The sequence below is a fragment of the Mesorhizobium sp. WSM4820 genome (assembly GCF_055811075.1).
Window position 1 is genome coordinate 71,377 of the sequence record NZ_JBVVQN010000022.1, and the last position, 13,642, is coordinate 85,018.

Annotated in this window: 16 protein-coding genes and 2 pseudogenes; 7 read left to right on the forward strand and 11 right to left on the reverse strand. The window is 59.1% G+C overall.

Going from position 1 to position 13,642, the window contains the following annotated elements; translation table 11 throughout:
- Window positions 1–80: 80 nt before the first annotated feature.
- Complete coding sequence (locus AC0L2R_RS28070; protein WP_473512778.1) at window positions 81–1,208, reverse strand: RHE_PE00001 family protein; 1,128 nt, start codon at window positions 1,206–1,208, stop codon at window positions 81–83.
- A gap of 274 nt (window positions 1,209–1,482) precedes the next feature.
- On the opposite strand from AC0L2R_RS28070, the gene AC0L2R_RS28075 reads away from it, so the two are divergent.
- Window positions 1,483–2,415 carry a recombinase family protein gene (locus AC0L2R_RS28075; protein ID WP_473512779.1) on the forward strand — a complete coding sequence of 311 codons (933 nt, stop codon included), beginning with the start codon at window positions 1,483–1,485 and terminating at the stop codon, window positions 2,413–2,415.
- A gap of 39 nt (window positions 2,416–2,454) precedes the next feature.
- Here AC0L2R_RS28075 and AC0L2R_RS28080 read toward each other — a convergent pair whose 3' ends face one another.
- The 7 genes from AC0L2R_RS28080 to AC0L2R_RS28110 all read right to left on the reverse strand — a co-directional run bounded on the left by AC0L2R_RS28080 (window position 2,455) and on the right by AC0L2R_RS28110 (window position 8,497).
- A complete protein-coding gene (locus AC0L2R_RS28080; RefSeq protein ID WP_473512780.1) occupies window positions 2,455–2,640 on the reverse strand; it encodes a hypothetical protein in 186 nt (61 codons plus the stop codon).
- 90 nt (window positions 2,641–2,730) lie between these two features.
- On the reverse strand, window positions 2,731–4,080 hold the full coding sequence (gene repC / locus AC0L2R_RS28085; protein ID WP_473512781.1) for a plasmid replication protein RepC: 1,350 nt from the start codon (window positions 4,078–4,080) through the stop codon (window positions 2,731–2,733).
- Between the two features lie 157 nt (window positions 4,081–4,237).
- Window positions 4,238–5,236, reverse strand: coding sequence for a plasmid partitioning protein RepB (gene repB, locus AC0L2R_RS28090; RefSeq protein WP_473512782.1), 999 nt, complete (start codon window positions 5,234–5,236; stop codon window positions 4,238–4,240).
- A 79-nt stretch (window positions 5,237–5,315) separates the two neighbouring features.
- Window positions 5,316–6,494, reverse strand: coding sequence for a plasmid partitioning protein RepA (repA, locus tag AC0L2R_RS28095; RefSeq protein ID WP_473512784.1), 1,179 nt, complete (start codon window positions 6,492–6,494; stop codon window positions 5,316–5,318).
- Between the two features lie 382 nt (window positions 6,495–6,876).
- On the reverse strand, window positions 6,877–7,344 hold the full coding sequence (locus tag AC0L2R_RS28100) for a hypothetical protein (protein WP_473512785.1): 468 nt from the start codon (window positions 7,342–7,344) through the stop codon (window positions 6,877–6,879).
- Window positions 7,345–7,575: 231 nt separating this feature from the next.
- Complete coding sequence (locus AC0L2R_RS28105) at window positions 7,576–7,905, reverse strand: single-stranded DNA-binding protein (RefSeq protein ID WP_473512786.1); 330 nt, start codon at window positions 7,903–7,905, stop codon at window positions 7,576–7,578.
- Between the two features lie 85 nt (window positions 7,906–7,990).
- Complete coding sequence (locus AC0L2R_RS28110; RefSeq protein ID WP_473512787.1) at window positions 7,991–8,497, reverse strand: hypothetical protein; 507 nt, start codon at window positions 8,495–8,497, stop codon at window positions 7,991–7,993.
- A gap of 114 nt (window positions 8,498–8,611) precedes the next feature.
- Here AC0L2R_RS28110 and AC0L2R_RS28115 point away from each other — a divergent pair, with 114 nt between their 5' ends.
- A complete protein-coding gene (locus AC0L2R_RS28115) occupies window positions 8,612–9,115 on the forward strand; it encodes a helix-turn-helix domain-containing protein (RefSeq protein WP_133254834.1) in 504 nt (167 codons plus the stop codon).
- 86 nt (window positions 9,116–9,201) lie between these two features.
- On the opposite strand, the gene AC0L2R_RS28120 is transcribed toward AC0L2R_RS28115, so the two are convergent.
- The gene (locus tag AC0L2R_RS28120; protein ID WP_473512789.1) at window positions 9,202–9,675 is read right to left on the reverse strand and encodes a hypothetical protein; all 474 of its coding nucleotides are present in this window, start codon (window positions 9,673–9,675) and stop codon (window positions 9,202–9,204) included.
- Window positions 9,676–9,903: 228 nt separating this feature from the next.
- Between AC0L2R_RS28120 and AC0L2R_RS28125 the strand changes: the two genes are divergently transcribed.
- The 3 genes from AC0L2R_RS28125 (at window position 9,904) to AC0L2R_RS28135 (ending at window position 11,447) form a co-directional block, all read left to right on the forward strand.
- Window positions 9,904–10,107 carry a hypothetical protein gene (locus tag AC0L2R_RS28125; protein WP_473512790.1) on the forward strand — a complete coding sequence of 68 codons (204 nt, stop codon included), beginning with the start codon at window positions 9,904–9,906 and terminating at the stop codon, window positions 10,105–10,107.
- A gap of 657 nt (window positions 10,108–10,764) precedes the next feature.
- On the forward strand, window positions 10,765–10,968 hold the full coding sequence (locus tag AC0L2R_RS28130) for a hypothetical protein (protein WP_473512791.1): 204 nt from the start codon (window positions 10,765–10,767) through the stop codon (window positions 10,966–10,968).
- Entirely contained in the window at window positions 10,965–11,447 is a 483-nt protein-coding gene (locus tag AC0L2R_RS28135) for a hypothetical protein (RefSeq protein WP_473512792.1), read from the forward strand. Before AC0L2R_RS28130 ends, AC0L2R_RS28135 begins: the two co-directional genes overlap by 4 nt.
- Before the next feature lie 326 nt (window positions 11,448–11,773).
- Here the strand turns inward: AC0L2R_RS28135 and AC0L2R_RS28140 are convergent.
- Window positions 11,774–11,896: pseudogene (locus AC0L2R_RS28140) on the reverse strand (dienelactone hydrolase-related enzyme); the annotation flags it as partial.
- Window positions 11,896–12,651, reverse strand: a pseudogene (locus tag AC0L2R_RS28145) (RcgA family putative transporter); the annotation flags it as partial. The pseudogenes AC0L2R_RS28145 and AC0L2R_RS28140, both read right to left, overlap by 1 nt.
- 267 nt (window positions 12,652–12,918) lie before the next feature.
- Between AC0L2R_RS28145 and AC0L2R_RS28150 the strand changes: the two are divergent.
- Together AC0L2R_RS28150 and AC0L2R_RS28155 are read left to right on the forward strand one after the other, a co-directional pair.
- Entirely contained in the window at window positions 12,919–13,059 is a 141-nt protein-coding gene (locus AC0L2R_RS28150) for a hypothetical protein (protein ID WP_473512793.1), read from the forward strand.
- A gap of 70 nt (window positions 13,060–13,129) precedes the next feature.
- On the forward strand, window positions 13,130–13,444 hold the full coding sequence (locus AC0L2R_RS28155) for a tyrosine-type recombinase/integrase (protein WP_473512795.1): 315 nt from the start codon (window positions 13,130–13,132) through the stop codon (window positions 13,442–13,444).
- Window positions 13,445–13,642 lie beyond the last annotated feature (198 nt).

The window sequence follows — 13,642 nt, forward strand, 5'->3', positions numbered from 1 at the left end:
ACGCGGTGCATGTATCGATCGAGGAAGCGACCAACGGATGCACAACGACATCTACCAAGCTCCGCACGTTGGCTATGCTCTCAAATCACCCCCCATGCCCGAAACCTCCCCCTCCCCGTCATCTCGCGAAGGCCGAGCTCGCCGATAAGATTGAGCGCGCCCTGCTTCGAGACTTTTAGCACCTCTTGGATCATGCCGGTCGAGACGATCGGCCGCGAGAGTACGAATTCGACCAGGTCGGACAGTTTCGAGCTGGTGCGCCGTTGTTTGAGCCGCCGTTCCATCTGGCTTTTCGCCATCACCAGCCGATCGTGTTCCTTCAGGCCAGCCAGCGCCGCCTCATGGATTCCATCGAGAGAGGCCAGCAGCCGATCGCCGCGATTGCGCGCTCGCCGCCGCTCGCGCGGAATGTTTTTGGCGCCGAGTTGAAGGCAGGCGAGATGGTTGCCGGCAAGACCCTCCTGCCGGAGCAGCGCGGCAACGAGCTGCGGCCCTAGCCAGGCGGCATGCTGCAGTACTTCGATGTCCGACCAGGCGTCGAGCAGGATTGCCGCGCGCAACACCGCCGGCAACGTGCGCGTTTCCGCGAGGACGGCCTGCCATTCGGCCAGCCGTTCTTCTTCATTCCAGTCGAGATCGTAGATCAAGTCCGGCCGCTCGTCCGAACGCGGCGTCCTCGCCGGCACGTCGGCACCGCTGAGGATCTTTGATGAGCGTGCCAAGACAGCATCGATCTCGGCAAACTCCTCAGCCAGAAGATCGTCCTCAACATCGTCCCGAACATCGGCTTCAACTACGCTGGTTCCAGCCTCCTGCCCTTCCCAGTTTTTTTGTTCCGCCGCCGGCATGGCGCCACCCCGGCCGGTCAGGGCCAAAAACCCTTCCCGGCCGAGCGCCCAGTCCGGCCCTTGCGACAAAATTCGACGGCGGGTTCGCAGCACCGCATGCGCACGGGTGAGTTCGTGGGTTGGGGTGCGAATGTCCATGTGGGCGTCGTGTAGGACGAGGTCTTCGAGGTGGACGAGCTCGCCCTCGAGCCACAGCGCGGCGGCTGCGTCGGCGAAGTGCTGGCGCTCGACAAAACCGTCGCGGACGGGGGAACGAGCCAGCCGCTCGTCAAGCCGCGCCAAGGCTTCGGTCGTGCGGGCAACCGGCCCGATCAGGGTTTTCAGGGACAAATCGCCGATGTCGTAAGCCATTGTTTTCATGATGGCTGATTCGCGTTAGTCAAGCTATCCGGCAGTTAAGTTGACTTGCAGGGGATATTCTCTGGTGTCTTTCTCACTATCGATAATCACCCCATATCGGGACTGTACAGCACCACGCCCTAAGGCCCTCTGGAGCCTGAAAAACGGTGCTTTTCAGGCTCACCGAGGCCGTAGGGCCGATGCAAAGGGTGCCTAAAGACGTTTACAACCGATCGTTTGTTGATATCTTCGGTGTTTGTACAAGCCCCCTTTTCGAGACTGAGAGACGCCGTAAATGGCCCGTGAAGCGCAAGATCGACGCTCCGGTCGACCACAGGGCCGGCAAATCGGCTACGCGCGCGTGTCGACGGACGAACAAGCGACGGAAGCGCAGGAAATCGAGCTGCGGTCGGCCGGCTGCGACGTCGTCGTTCAGGAACATGGATCCGGTGCGTCGAGAGCCCGCCCTGCCCTATCGCGGTTGATCAACGATATCGGCGCCGGCGATGTACTGGTCGTTGTGCGTCTCGATCGCCTCGCGCGCTCGGTCAGCCATCTTCTTCAGGTGATCGAGGATCTGACTGAGAAGGGCGCGCATTTCCGATCTCTCCGAGATCCGATCGACACCTCGACGCCACAGGGCATGTTTTCGCTGCAGGTCCTCGGCGCCGTTGCCCAGCTCGAGCGTGCGCTGATTTCGGAACGGACCAAGGCCGGCATCATCGCTGCAAGATCGAAGGGGCGGCTGCCAGGCAATCCTGGGATCCGGGAGCGCAAGCCCGAAGCCCTGGCGAAGATGACCGCGGTGCAAAAGGCAGCCTACGGCCGACGGATACAATCAACGATGAACCAGTGGCTTCCGACGGTCCGCCGGATGCGACCAGACCACAACTGGGACGATATCGCTCGGGTCCTGAAGCAGCGCGGCCTCGACTGGACGCCTGAACGACTGCGGCGGGCCGTGAAGTGGCTCGTCACCGAGCACCTGGCCGAATCCACACTGCTAAAGCGGGCGTCTCCTCTGCCTCCCGAAGATCGCCTGATCACTCTTGTGGCAGGGATTTCGCAGTCTAACCCAGACCTGTCGCTCCGCGACATCGCTGGCCAGCTCGAGCGCCTGTATGAGCGAACCCCGCGAGGAAGCGCAAAATGGTCTGCCTCCTCAGTCAAGAACCTGCTCGATCGAGCCCGCCGGCTTGGACTCGTCGCCGAACTACCCCGGAGCTAACCAAGGTACAAGGACCGTCATTCCGCTGCAAAACAGTCCTCAGTTTACGGTCCGTGGCTGACGCTCAACATCCCCGAGCCGCTTGTACGCGGCCCAGGCATCAGCTGGAATAGCGCTATCAGCCCGCGCCAGCCAAGCCGCACGATCGGATTCGGCAAGTGAGTTCCACCACACCATTCCGGCGGTTTCATCGGGCGTCGGTTCCCGGTCGTGTTCGTTTTTCATGCCCTCGATGCTCTCATAAGACGCTCTTCCCGACAAGCGCTGCAGCCACCGTCCATGTTCCATAGTTCAGATCGAAACCCGCCCGGCTGATCATGATCCGCGCCCCGGCTTGTCGAGGCTGCGGCGCAACGCGTCGCTGATTTCCAGCCGGGATTCGGTGCGCACAACCTTGCCCGCCGTCTCCAAATCGACGGCAGGGGCTTCAGTTCCGGACCCGGTTCCGGTCGTCTTGGATGCGTCAAGCTTTGCCCGCAACAAAGCCATCACCATCGGCCAGACCGAGAACTTTCCGGCCTTTGCTCGCTCCGTCAGGCTGCGCAAATAGCCGCCGGCGCTGTTGATCTGGTCCTGCCGCTGGTAGATCGCGGCAATGGTGATTGCCGCCTGCTGCTCACCCATTGCCGTTCGCGCTTCCTCCCAAGCGCTCGGGCTGACGCCCATGGCCGGCCGGGCAACCTCGGCCGCGGCCAGAAATTCGCGCCAGTTGCGGATTCCGCCGCCGCCCTTCACCAGCCAAAGCATGTTCGGGCAGGCGTCCAGCACAATCCCTAAGGGCAATTCGCGCTTCGGCAGGCTCCGTACGTTGTCGGTGTCCGCAACGTTGGCGCCCGCTTCATGTTTATTTCCCAAGCCGCTTTCAGATTCAAATTTAGAGTCTGGTTTTGAATTCTGTATGTGGCATCCATTTCGGGACTCATTGGCGTCCACTTTCTGTGTTTTTACAAATGATTCCAATGCCTCACGCACTTCAGCCCAAAGGCCTTCAAGCTCCTCGGCAATCGCCTCGAGGGTTTGTCTGGGTGCGGTGCGTGGTATTTGGCCGACAATCGCCTGGTAGGCCTGCTGGACCCTGCCCCAATTCGCCGGCACGCCTTCCTCAATCCCGGCGTCGATCATCTTGACGATGTCACGGCGGCATATGGTTAGCCGCTCCTTAACGAGACGAAAGGCCTTCTTCTCAGATCTGACCGCTTCCGCAAGATCCTTGAACTCCTCAGCGCGCGCGACGATCGGCGAGATGTCGAAGCCATAGGCTTGCTCGATCTCGCCCCCCCGCCCTTTGCGGGCGAAGCGCTTGCCGTTTGGGCTGTCCCGACGGATAATCAATCCGCACTCGACCAAGACGGCCAGGTGCCGCCGTAAAGTCGTTGGCGGCATTCCGTTGGCGCGGCGGATCAGCTGCTCGTTTGATGGCCAGACGATCAGCTCGCTGTCGCCATAAAGCGCCGTGTCCGGATGGAACGACAACAGCGCGTCGAGAATGGCCAAAGCGCGATCCGTGGCGCCCAGAGCGAGCCTGGCGTCCTTGATATCTTGGAAGACATGCCATTTGTGGACGGTCACGTCCTTCGGCACCGCCCTTGCGGTGACTTGGCTTGAAATCATGCCAAGCGTCATCGGACGCCGCCCAAAGGGCGTCGTTGAGATATGCGTGTCCATTTCTTCCTTCGCCTTCAATTAGGCAAAAGAAATCCGTCCGCCGAATCGACGCTTAAAACTCTTGACACTGATTCGCGGAAATGGGATTCTCGATCTGCTACGAAACGAGAAGGGCTTCCGCGACGGTGACGTTCGGGGGCCTTTTTCTTTTGCGGTTTCAGTCTCCTGTTTGCTTCGTTTCCAAATCCCTGAAGGCGCGATAGAGCTGCTCCAGGTTCTCGGAAAGGTACGCACCGAAACGGGAGGCGTCCTTGGCCTTCACAGCCAAGGTGAATGCCTTCCCGGTGTCCTTCGTGGTCACGCTGACCAATTTGCCTGCCATAGCCCAGGATTTGGCATTGGGGGACGCACCTGCCCCCTTCTTGGGTTTTCTGGGTGTCTTTAAAGAATTGAAGAGGAGGTTAAAGCGGTCATCGGTTGCCGCCGACTTGAACTCCTCAGTCTCAACGAATTCCTGTGCCTTCACCAGATTTGACGGCTTCTCGATCAGCAGCGTCAGGTCAAGCCAGCGGTCGCGGCCGATACCTTTTGCGGCTCCGATCGCATGGATGATGGCAGTTGGAATGCGTTTTGTGACCGAAAGCATTCTCGTAAGCATTGGAGCGTCGATCGCCAAAGCTGACTGAATGGTTTCCCTGTCATGGCCGAGATCCGCCAGATTGTGTGCGAACACCGCCCGCTCGATGAAAGACAGATTGGCCCGTGCTGAGTTTTCCTGTCCCTGCGCAACCACATGATCCTTGTCATGAAGCTCCTTGACGACGGCGCGGACGGGTTTCCCAAGTTGTTTTGCCACGCGAGCACGACGGTGACCGAATACGATCTGATAGCGCCCGTTCTTCGCGGGGTGAGGCCGAACCAGAATCGGACTGTCCTGCCCCCTCTCCCTAATTGCGGCCACCAATTCAGCGAACGCCTCGTCGTCGTCTTCCATGCGATCGGAAACGAACGAGCCATCGATGAGACTGGGATCGAGGTCGACCACTGTCTCGCCTTCAAGCAGCAGTTCGGCCTTTGCCGCCTGGGCTGCAAGCTCACCGATGGATGACAGCATCGATCGTGAGGCCCCACGCGTCGCGTAACCAGCGGTCGCCTGGCGATCCGGCTTAGTCGTCTCCGCTTGCGTAATGCCTAGTAGCACGTCTCGCCTTGCCATCTTCAGCTTCTCCGAAAATGAAACATGTCATTGTCATCGTTGACTAAAACCCGCGATTGTACGGCTGACAACAGAACGGTCATTGCCTACGTCCCCATGCTTGGTGGACGAGAGCGGCAATCTCTCCGTTCACGGCAGTTAAGGATTCCATTGCGCGGTCGTATGTCGATCGAGTGAACTGCGACCGTTCGACTTCGTACAGTGTCTGTTTGGTCAGCCCTGCGTCCGAGATCGCGGTCGACTTCAGCATGTGGTTCTTCAGCATCTGCTTCGCGAACATGGACTGCATGAATCCAACCATCTGGGTCTGCGGTATGTCGGTAGGTTCGAACCGGGTGACGAGATAGCGGAACCAGTTCAGGGAAACCTTCACACCGGCCCCCTCGATCGACTTAAGGATTTCGCCGAGCATAAGCAGGAACTGGCTCATGCTCATGATATCGAGCATCTGCGGATGAACAGTGATCAGAACGGAGGTCGCCGCAGTCAGTGCCGTCAACGTCAGGTATCCGAGTTGCGGCGGGCAATCGACAACAACAACATCGTAACGGTCATCAACCTCGGCCAATGCGTCCCCGATGCGGGTATAGAACATCTTCCCCGCACTGGACCCCTTGTCCTGCATCGCCAGAGGTGTGTCGTATTCGTACTCCTGAAGTTCGAGGTTCGCGGGCACGATGTCGAGGTTCGGAAAATTCGTAGGTCGAATGACCTCGACGATCGACTTCTTCTGTTCGTCGTACCGCAGCGATTCATACAACGAGGGATTTTGATCCAGTTCAGGTTGAATGCCGTGAAGGGCAGTGAGAGAAGCTTGCGGATCGAGGTCAATCGCCAACACGCGATGTCCGGTGAGCGCGAGATACTGCGCTAGATGCGCTGCAGTCGTTGTCTTGCCTGAGCCGCCCTTGAAATTGACGACAGCCAGGACCTGCAGTTTGTCGCCTGCTCGGCGACGTGGTTCACGGTCGAGAAACCTCCTGAGTTCGTTCATCTGCTCCGCGGTGTACGAGCGGCGCCCCGTTGGCGATGTGATCGGCTGCACGCCTTTGCCTTCCAAATGCAGCTTCTTCAGGTAGCTCTGGGACACCCCAATGTAATCTGCTACCTCCGCAAGAGAAAATTGCCGAAGCGTCTTCTGGGCATTTGGCGGAAACTTTTCGATACGGAGCATGTCCAGCTTGCGTGAAATCTCGCTGCCTTGGTCGAGAATGGTGTCTGCAAAGCCGATTTCTTCAACTTGAGCGGCTATGTTCATTGCCCGCTGGCCTTTCAGGAACGATATTTTCGGGTTTCCCCCTAAAGTATCGTTACTATCGCCCGATTCTATGCGGCCCGGCAAGAAATATTGAGTTAACAAAAGGTTAACGTAAGCGATCGGGGATCCCGTCCCACAACTTGCGAGCCGGAATTGAACTTACCCTATTGTTATCATTGACCGAAAAGCGGAAAAGTACGGCTGACAATTGGAATTCTCCACGAAGCCCCATCAGCCACTTGCATCAGCTCCCATCTTGGTCCGCAAACCAACGGTCAAGGCAACCGTGTCGCGGCGGCAAAGCCGGCGTTGGCCCTCGGTCTGCGTTGCTGGCGGCGTGCGTATGCAAAAGAACAGACCCGAGAACCGCAGAACTGCGCGGCTACCTTTTCGGGCGACCGGCTGTATGCTGATGCGCCGTGCATGCGAGCATTGTATTGCGCGACTGCCAGAGCCGCTGGGTCGATGTCTGCTGCGTGGATAACAAGATCCCGTCTCTCGCAGGCTGAAGTGACCCCGCAGCGCGAAACGGAGCGCCGGCCGTGGTCGGGGAGGGGAACGCGAGGGGAGGGGCGTAGGGCGCCCCTCGCTCCGGTCCTGTCCCGCTCGATGCGGGTAAGGACCGGAGGCATGCCAAGAAAATCAGTCCGGCTATTTGCGAACGATTGCCGCGCAATCGACGCTGCGCCGCCGTCTCTTTAATCACGCCGGCAATCTTGCGGACAAATGCGGGACTGAACGCGCCGATCGGCGTCGTCGTCACCAGATCATAGGCTTCATCGACCTGGACCCGGTTATATTCGTCCAGGATCAGCCATGACGAGGCCGCCGCGGCGGCATTCGATTTCACTGCACACGTTCCCCGTGGTCGCGGCCGTGATCACATCAAGTAGGCCGTCTTCCATGACTATCATCCTTGTTTGGCGGATGGCTTGCCAGGGCGCCACTCGGCCAAAGGGGAGGGTGTGCAAACTTGGCGGCCATTGCCGTTCTTTGCCGAATTGCGGCGCCGCGGTGACCAACCCGCTGACACCGCTCCCGGAAGGAGGACCGAAGGTGCTGAGCCGCCGGACGGGTTCTGTCAATCGTTCGCATTGGCATTGGTGGCCTGAAAGGCGTTGAACGTCGTTGCGACCAGATCGGTCGTGTAGACCGTCTCGCCGTCCTTTTCGTAGGATGAGTTGTTTATGCGGCCTTCGGCTATGACCGGCTGGCCTTTGGAAACGTTGTCCTTGATCCAGGCGGCCTGATCATCGAACACGGTGACGGTGACCCAATCCGTCCTGGTTTCCTTTTTCCCGGCGTCGTTGGTCCAATGGCGGTCGGCAGCGATGCTGACCTTGACCGCCTTATTGAAGCTGGTGACGCTGCCTACGTTCCCGGCAACGGTGAAACGGTTGATGCTGCGCATATTGGGATCCCTTCTGTAATTAGGTGGCTCGATTTCCGTTCGCACGTCAATTAGAGTGTCATAATAGAATCGACGGAAGCAGCAGTCAGATGTTGAGATTGAACCAGGCCCGGTGTCTAAAACCCTTGGCGTCAGTGTACTCAACGTACCAAGGCTTTGACCGCACCGGCCGCGGCATGCTGATGGTCTTCTGGCAACTGTCGCCGTCACGCCGGTTGGTGACTGGCTTGAAGATTGGCCTGCCGTTGCGATGGTTGAAGCACAGATTCTCGCGCTTCTCGCACATGTTTGGTTTCGAGCGGTTGCCGTTGTGCCCGACGTCGCTGTAGCCGACGCTCCAACCTTCGGGGCAGTCGGCATAGACGTCTTTCCGCGCCGCGGAGGAACTCGCGGCGGGACATTTCGGCCACGAGAAACCAGGACGCTTCATGGCGGCGAGGAGCCGGTACATTGGCGGGTGGCAGCTTGGGGTGGCTTGCCAGTTCCCGGAAACGCACAGCAGTACCTGACAGCCCCATTCGGATGCCGGCGCGCTGCTGGCGTAGAGGGAGCCAGCCGCAATGGCGGCGGCATAGAGCAGAGATTTGGTCAAAAGGAGCTCCTTTCACGGATGTCGCAGTTTATACTTTAACTTATTTCTTGCGGCCACGAAAGGAGGTTTGTATGGGGTTGGACGGCGGTGGAAAAATACGATCCGAGAAACGTTTTGGACAACCCAGAGCGCGATGCCATGCAGGCGCAAATAGCGGCAAAACTCGAAGAAGAACGACAGCGGCGGAATCTGGCGAATCGAGATTTCGTGGCGCTGATCAAGAACTTTGCCAGCGAAAAGGAGTTCTCCTACCGCACCTACTATTTGACGATGCGCCAGGAGCAGAACCTGACACTCGCGACGGTCGCGTTATTTGCACGGGCCCTTGAAATCAGCGTCGCTGAATTGCTGCTGCCGCCGGCAATCCTGGAGCCATCCATGAAGCGGCTCGACGTCCAGCAGATCAAGGACAATATCGCGCGCGCGATAAATGGCTTCCGCAGCCGCAAGGACATGATGAAGAAGGATGTTGCCGACCTGATCGGCATCTCGGTCGTCACGTATTACAAGATCGAGCAAGGGCAACAGAACCTGACGCTGGCGATAATCGGCATGATCGCCAAAGGGCTTGGCGTGCCGACGGCCGCTCTGCTCCTGGGCCGCGTCCCCAAGCGCTGAATTTTGCCTTGCTCAGCGCAAGCGGCTCCGGCAGGCTTGTTCAAAAGCCCCTTTGCGACGGTTCGACTGGGTGCGGACTGATCGGGTTAGGCGTCCGAGCCGTCAGCCGGACGGTGGTTTGGTCTAGCAAACCGCTGAAAGCGGCCCGAAGGGCCATCCGCCCGGCTGTAAGAAGGCTGTCCGCCTTTCTGTTTATTGCCGAAGGTTCCTGAGGACGCCGCTTTTTTGAACCCAGTCGGACAAAATTTAAGGCCGAGGTTCGGCCGAAATTTTTTGAGCCATGCGAGCCAGCGCCGGCACTGGATTTTTACCAGGTTCGGCAGATGTCTGGCGCGCCATTGCGGGCGGTCTGTGATGTCGAGCAGGCCAAGATGGCGGGCCCGGCGCAGCGCGTTGCGGACGGTGGTGGCGCCGACGCCGGCGCGGTCGCCGATCTCTTTGACGCTCGATCCGCAAGAGCCGTGCTGACGGCAATCCGAGGCGACGATGTAAAGCACAGCCCGCTCGCCCTCCGTGAAGCGATCCCGCACATTTGGGGGCAGGGCGGCCATATCGCCCAAGCGCCGTTTCCTCGCCCATCGGACGGGGCAGCGCGACCCGCTCGCCGCTTGGTGGCGCGACTGCTTGGATTTCGGACGCTGCGGAAAGTAGGTGCGCGCCGGCGGCAGCCGGGCTTCGCGCGCCACTTGCAGCAGGGAGCGCCGCGAACAGGCGGCCTCGCTTAGTTCTTGCGCCTCCTGGTCCCTCAAGGCGCCCTCGGCTAGCCCTCGCCAGACCAGCGCAAGATAGTGGTCGATCTGCTTGACCGTCGTGATGTCGGCAAGCCACTGGGCCATTTCGGTGTGTATGGTCACCACGTCTTTCCCTTGTTTTCAGGCAAAGAAAATCCGTGGCGCGAAAGCGCATTTTCCTGTTGCGACTGTCAGGGGAAGCAGCTAGATTTTGCCATCTTGTTTTGGTGGCAATTCGACGGAATTGGCGTTCCGTTCTAGCTACGACCTCTTGGAAATCCGGCCTTCGCGCCGGGTTTTCTTTTTGCCTATCAGTTCTCCACGATTCGATGATTTGCCACGGTAAGCGGCACGACGCATAAATTAAAGTAAAAACATGATTGCCGACAACCTCGGAATACGCGGTGCCGCCGAGGCGGTTCGGCTTTGCGCCGTCGGCGCATCCGTTCCCGGCCGATCGCCTTCGCTGCACAGGGGAGGGCGGCTTTCGCCGCCCGTGTCGTTAACTATTCGTCGCTGTCGTCAGTGTTTTCATTCGCTTCGGAGCGAGGATGGACGCGAGTGAATATCGTCGCGATAACATCGGTCGTGTAGACCGTCTTGCCGTCCTTTTCGTTGGACGAGTTTCCCAACCCGGCCTGCCACGTAAAAGCTGTCGCCAACGTTCACGTTGTTCTTGATCCAGTCGGCGCGCGTGCCGCTCAGGATCGTGACTGTAAGGCGAAAACCGGCAGGGGGACCACTCACCCGAAGGGCCGGCGCAAGATTCTCGCATGCGGATCCGCAGCCGGTCCTGCACGGAGTCGGCGAAGCCGCGGACGAAGAATGGGGGGATGCCGTTTTCGCCTTTTTGGGGAGAGGGGCCGAGCCCGCCTTTCCCCTCTAGCGACAAAGGAGTTGATACTTTAACATCGCTGTATGAGCGACCCCCAACAGATCGCGGACATGTATTTTGAGGAACTGCGCGAACGCGCAGAGCGCGAGGGGATTGACGCTGCGTTGCATGTGGCAGCGATGACGCTGGCGTTCTATCAGAACAGCGCCAGCACTGGATTTCATCGGCGACAAGGGCCGTTGCTGGTCAAGCCGACGACTGAGGTAAACGGGCCGGAAGAACCATGAACAATGACAGCGTGTCCCTCTTTCGAATGCGTGCGATCGCCCCCGCAGCGATCATCACTCTGCTGGTGCCCGGATTCACGTTTGCGCAGGCAGGCAATCCGATGTGGCAGTCAGGGTATAATTGGACGTGCGAAGCGACGGCCCGCACGATCTGTGAGCGAGACGGGACTTGCAAAATCGGCGATGCAGCCGGTGTGAAGTTCGAGATCGAATATGAAAACAGCCGTGCGCTGTTTCCCGACGGGACGGTGAAGATCAAGCGACACTACCGGCAGACGGTCAATGACAGTCCCCTGCAGGCGGAGGTGAAAGTCGAGCTGGCGGACAACCGCGTCCTGTGGTTGACGGCGGTCGATGCGAGCCGCACTTACTCGCAAGCCTGGACGGGAGCCATTGTCGAACCGAAAGGAGGGGTCGTCCTTTCGATCACGCAAGGCGTTTTTTGCCTTCCAGAATCTGCGGGAATGCCAAAGGGATGACCCCTGACAGTTTGACCCGAAGGCAGCGTCGGGAACTCCAATGGTGGGCCGCTGAACTTGGCAAGGATCAGCAAGGCAGCGTACCTTGCGTATCGTGCCACGGCGTTGGGCTGCAGGCGCTCGAAAGCGATCGCGACGCCGCCGTGATCAAGAACGGTGTGGGGTACGCAGCTGAGCCTTGCCGCCGTTGCGCCACTAGGGGAACTGTTCCCGTCCAATCGATACCAGCAATCGCCGCGTCCGGATCGGCAAAAACAGCCAAATTGTTCACCTAGGCGACGTTGTCGCTCCCACAGCTTCCCCGGATTTCATGTGACAGAAACCGCTCAACGGCCGCGCCTTAATAACCGCTTCAAGCTCAAACCGGCCAACAAAATGTAACGCGGCATGACGAGCGAATAGTGGCCACAGTTTAATTCCAAAATATTTGGCCTAGCCCCGGCGTTTCGGGGACAGATATGACCTCAGGACGCACAAGAGCTATTTTTCCCCAATCCACGGCATAGTTGCCACCGCCTTTCATCAACGGGATCAAGGACACGCCGATCCATTGAAAAAGACCCGCGAACAGCAAGCAAATCAAAAAAACCGACCAATATGTGTACGAGGAAGCGTCAACGTTGCGCAACCAGGCGTCGTCGCTTTCCACCTGATCGCCCTGCGCTGCGAGCTTTCTGCGCCCCTCACTTTTCCAGAAGACCAGCAACTCTATAACGAAGAAGAAAAACAGCGGTAAGAACACCATAAAGTCGAGTGTCCAATTTGCGGCCCAAAGGAATCCAACCTGCTTAACGAGCCCGTCCGCTCGCTCGTAGGTGACGTTGTGGATACCAATGATGTACGACAAAAAGCCGAGGGCGGTCATGCCGGCAAACACCGACGCCGGTAAATTCAGGGGAGATCCGTGACTAAAAAACGCCTCCGATTTCCTCGCCAAACTAAAACGCCGCCTCGGCCCCTTGGCGTCAGTATCCCGTTTTAGCTCTGCCGGAGACGCTGTGTCGTCATCGAGGGTCGCAGCCAGTGCTGTATCTGGAATCTCCTGTGCAACGCTGCTTCCGGCTCTCTTCCATTCTCGTCTCTTGGCCGATAACCGCGATTGCGCCGCACTAAGCTCCACTTGCCATTCGCTGGTTGCCACCGGATCATCGCACCCAAAAACCCTCGCCAGCCAACGAATATTGGCAGTGTTGAAACCAAATTCAAAGGCCTTGAGCAGGTTGAGAACACGATCCGACCATGGAGTTCCTCTCAACAAGAAGAACTTGCCATGCTACCTTATCGACCGACGCTCCGATCACGCCGCTTCACCAGCGCATGCAGCAGACATGCTGATGCGGGGTCTGGAACCACATACACAGCAGGATTACATTCGTCATGTCCGGCGCTTCGCCGCGTTCCCTGGCCGTGCGCCAACACCGCGGCGTGCGAGGACATCCGGCGCTTCCAGCTGTATCAGCACGAGAACGGCGTGGGCACTGCGACGATCAACGGTGCGGTTTCGGCGCTGCGCTTCCTGTTCACTGTGACGCTCAAGCGACGCGATCTGGCGAGCGCGCTGGTGGTCACCCGGTATCCCCGCAAGCTGCCCGATGTACTGAGCTTCGAATAAGCGGCGCGACTGCTCGAGGGCGCCAGGCATCAAGTACAAGTCCGCGCTCGCCTATGGCGCGGGTCTGCGCGTGTCCGAGGTCGCGCATCTGAAGGTCGACGACATCGACTCGACACGCATGCTGATCCGCGTCGAGCAGTGCAAGGGACGCAGGGACCGCAGCGCCATGCTGTCGCGGCAACTTCTGGAGCTGCTGCGGCTATGGTGGCGCGAAGGCAAGCGGCGCGGAGTGATGCTCCCGGATGCTGGCTGTTCCTCGGTCGCCAAGTCGCTCCGCGGAACGAAACCGCGCGTAGAGATCCTACACCGTGGAACAGATGTTTTTATCGGTATAGCTGCCAGGTCAAATCTTGCGAGCCGTGTCAACCGGACGAGACAGGGATGATGAACGCAGGGGTTTTTCCGGTTTCACTCTGCAGCCGACGAAAAGGCAAACGAGCGTCTTACCTGTCCGGCTCGCACCTTTGCGCGGCAAGCGGCGTTACACTCCTTGACGCGCCCATTCGCGCCGCTTCTGCACGAGGCGATCATTGTGCGCGCACACGGGGCCTTCGACCCGGTCATGACGATCGCCGCGTCCACG

Bases quoted from the DNA above. Each gene is read 5' to 3' on its own strand.
- AC0L2R_RS28070 (WP_473512778.1), bottom strand. From the start codon at position 1,208: ATGAAAACAATGGCTTACGACATCGGCGATTTGTCCCTGAAAACCCTG.
- AC0L2R_RS28075 (WP_473512779.1), top strand. From the start codon at position 1,483: ATGGCCCGTGAAGCGCAAGATCGACGCTCCGGTCGACCACAGGGCCGG.
- AC0L2R_RS28080 (WP_473512780.1), bottom strand. From the start codon at position 2,640: ATGAAAAACGAACACGACCGGGAACCGACGCCCGATGAAACCGCCGGA.
- repC (WP_473512781.1), bottom strand. From the start codon at position 4,080: ATGGACACGCATATCTCAACGACGCCCTTTGGGCGGCGTCCGATGACG.
- repB (WP_473512782.1), bottom strand. From the start codon at position 5,236: ATGGCAAGGCGAGACGTGCTACTAGGCATTACGCAAGCGGAGACGACT.
- repA (WP_473512784.1), bottom strand. From the start codon at position 6,494: ATGAACATAGCCGCTCAAGTTGAAGAAATCGGCTTTGCAGACACCATT.
- AC0L2R_RS28105 (WP_473512786.1), bottom strand. From the start codon at position 7,905: ATGCGCAGCATCAACCGTTTCACCGTTGCCGGGAACGTAGGCAGCGTC.
- AC0L2R_RS28130 (WP_473512791.1), top strand. From the start codon at position 10,765: ATGAGCGACCCCCAACAGATCGCGGACATGTATTTTGAGGAACTGCGC.
- AC0L2R_RS28135 (WP_473512792.1), top strand. From the start codon at position 10,965: ATGAACAATGACAGCGTGTCCCTCTTTCGAATGCGTGCGATCGCCCCC.